Source organism: Dietzia sp. CW19, from assembly GCF_014145265.1.
Classification (GTDB): Bacteria; Actinomycetota; Actinomycetes; order Mycobacteriales; family Mycobacteriaceae; genus Dietzia; species Dietzia natronolimnaea.
Map to the genome: position 1 here is coordinate 1 of NZ_JAALEE010000297.1, position 2,279 is coordinate 2,279.

The 2,279-nt window shown below is 72.3% G+C and carries 2 protein-coding genes and 1 pseudogene; all 3 read right to left on the bottom strand.

Annotated features, from left to right (window positions below; translation table 11 throughout):
• A pseudogene (locus G6021_RS09500) lies at positions 1-634 on the bottom strand (hypothetical protein); the annotation flags it as partial.
• Positions 631-1,500 (bottom strand): heme ABC transporter ATP-binding protein, encoded by an 870-nt coding sequence (locus tag G6021_RS09505; RefSeq protein ID WP_182610083.1) that lies wholly within the window; start codon positions 1,498-1,500, stop codon positions 631-633. The pseudogene G6021_RS09500 and the gene G6021_RS09505, both read right to left, overlap by 4 nt.
• The coding region (locus G6021_RS09510) for an iron ABC transporter permease (protein WP_182641151.1) at positions 1,497-2,279 on the bottom strand (783 nt) is incomplete at its 5' end. The genes G6021_RS09510 and G6021_RS09505, both read right to left, overlap by 4 nt.

A 2,279-nucleotide genomic window follows, 5' to 3' on the forward strand; every position in this document is an offset into this window, starting at 1 on the left:
AGGCGGGCGCGCCCGCCGCCGGGGCCTGCTCGACCGCGGGCGCCGCCTCCCCGTCCCGGAAGGTCACCGGGGTGAACGTCTCGTTGGCGCCGTTGCGCACGCCGTGCGCGCCCCACGTGAGGAAGCCGCAGGTGACCTTGGTGCAGTCGATGCTCTTGCCGCCGGCGCCGGTGAAGGTGGGGCCGGGGACCGTGAGGTTCACCCGGAACGACCCGTCCGACCCCATCGTCGCCTGGGCTTCTCCCGACGTCGACGAGCCGGGAAAGGCGACAAAGGCCTGGAAGCCCTGGTTACTGCGCGACTGCTCGTCGGGGACGTAGTCGTAGGTCCGGCCGGTCGCGCCGCCCTGGGACGGCCCCCACCCTGACCCGTTGACCCACCCGAAGCCGATGTACACGCCACCGAATCCGCCCTCGACGGCCTGGAAACCCGAGCCCGACACGGTGAACCCGGTCCGGCCCGAGGTCGACGCCACCGCCCCGCCCAGTGAGCTGGACGCCGTCAGTCGTGCGGCGGCGTTCGCCGGCGCGTCGGCCAGGACGGCGAGCGTCGACGTACCGAGCAGCGCCAGCGCCAGGACGGCGAGCATCCGCATCGCGGACGCCCGCATCGTTGATGACCGGGTGTGAATCACGTGAACTCCTTGACGAGGGCCGACCCGAGTGTCGCCGGGAACGCGGGCTCCGCCGGCGTCCGGGCGGTGCGGAATCGACGTCGATCCGGGGTGACCAACAGGTCCCCGGTGACGGGATGACGGTCGACGAGAACCGGCTGCTGATAGACCTCTTCCACCAGCTCGGCGGTGAGGACCCGGTCGGGTGGCCCCTCGGCACGGATCCGACCCCCGGAGATCATGACGAGCCGGTCGGACCACGCGGCGGCCAACTCCAGGTCGTGCAGGACCACCACCACCGCCCCGCCGGCGTCGGCCACGGTCCGGGCCAGCTCCAGGACGATCTCCTGATGGCGCAGGTCCACCGCGGCGGTGGGTTCGTCGAGGAGCAGCACTCCGGCCCGCTGGGCGAGCGCCCTCGACAGTGAGGCGCGCGCCTTCTCTCCACCGGACAGGGTCGGGAAGGTCCGGGACCGCAGCGAGGAGGTGTCGGTGGCGGCCAACGACTCCTCGATGATCTCCTCGTCGTCGTTCCCCTCGGGCAGCGCTGCCCAGGGGGCGCGCCCCATCGCGACGATCTCCCGCACGGTGAAGGGGAAGGCGACCGAGTTGGCCTGGGTGAGCAGGGCCCGGCGGCGGGCGAGGTCGCCGAGACGCCACCGGTGCAGATCGGTGCCGTCGAGCACCGTGCGGCCGGAGTCCGGGTCGGTGTCCCCCGCCACCACGCCGAGCAGCGTGGACTTGCCCGCACCGTTGGGGCCCACCAGCGCCAGCACCTCGCCTGCGTAGACCTCCAGGTCGACCGCGTCGAGCAGGGTCCGGCCACCGATTCGTACCGTGACGCGTTCGGCGGACAGCACCGGTACGCGTGACCCGGTGACGCTCATCCCCAGCCCCCTGCGGTGCGACGGGTGCGGTGGAGGAGCCAGAAGAAGAACGGTCCGCCGACGGCGGCCGTCACCATCCCCAGTGGCAGCTCCGCGTAGTTCACGGCGGTGCGGGCGAGCAGGTCGGCCGCCAGCAGACACACCGCACCACCCAGCGCCGACGCCGGAAGCAGCAGTCGGTGGCCCGGCCCGGCGATCATGCGGACGAGATGCGGCACCACCAGGCCGACGAACGCGACGATGCCGCAGAAGCTCACCGCAGCGGCCGTGAGCAGGCCGACCAGCAGGATCGAGAAGACACGCAACCGCTCCACGTTGACGCCCAGGTGGCGGGCCGGGCGCTCTCCGAGCGCGAGCAGGTCCAGAGGTCGCGCCAGACGCGCTGCCAGGACCAGCCCGAGCAACGCCAGAGGCGCCACCACCAGGACGTGCTCCCACCGGCTGCCGTTCAGGCTTCCCAGTTGCCAGAACACGATCTCCTCGCGGGCCTGGGTGTCCCCGAGGAACATGAGCAGCGCGAGCGCGGCTCCGGCGACGGCGTTCACGGCGATGCCGGTGAGGACCAGCGTGACCACCTCGGTCCTGCCGTTGCTCCGGCTGAACAGGTACACCGCGGTGGTGGTGATGATGCCGGCGACGAAAGCGCAGACGACGCTGGTCCAGGCACCGAAGGCGGTCAGCCCGAACACGATCGCCGCCGCGGCGCCCACGGCCGCCCCGGCGGACACCCCCACCACGCTGGGCTCGGCGAGCGGGTTGCCGAACGCGCCCTGCATGAG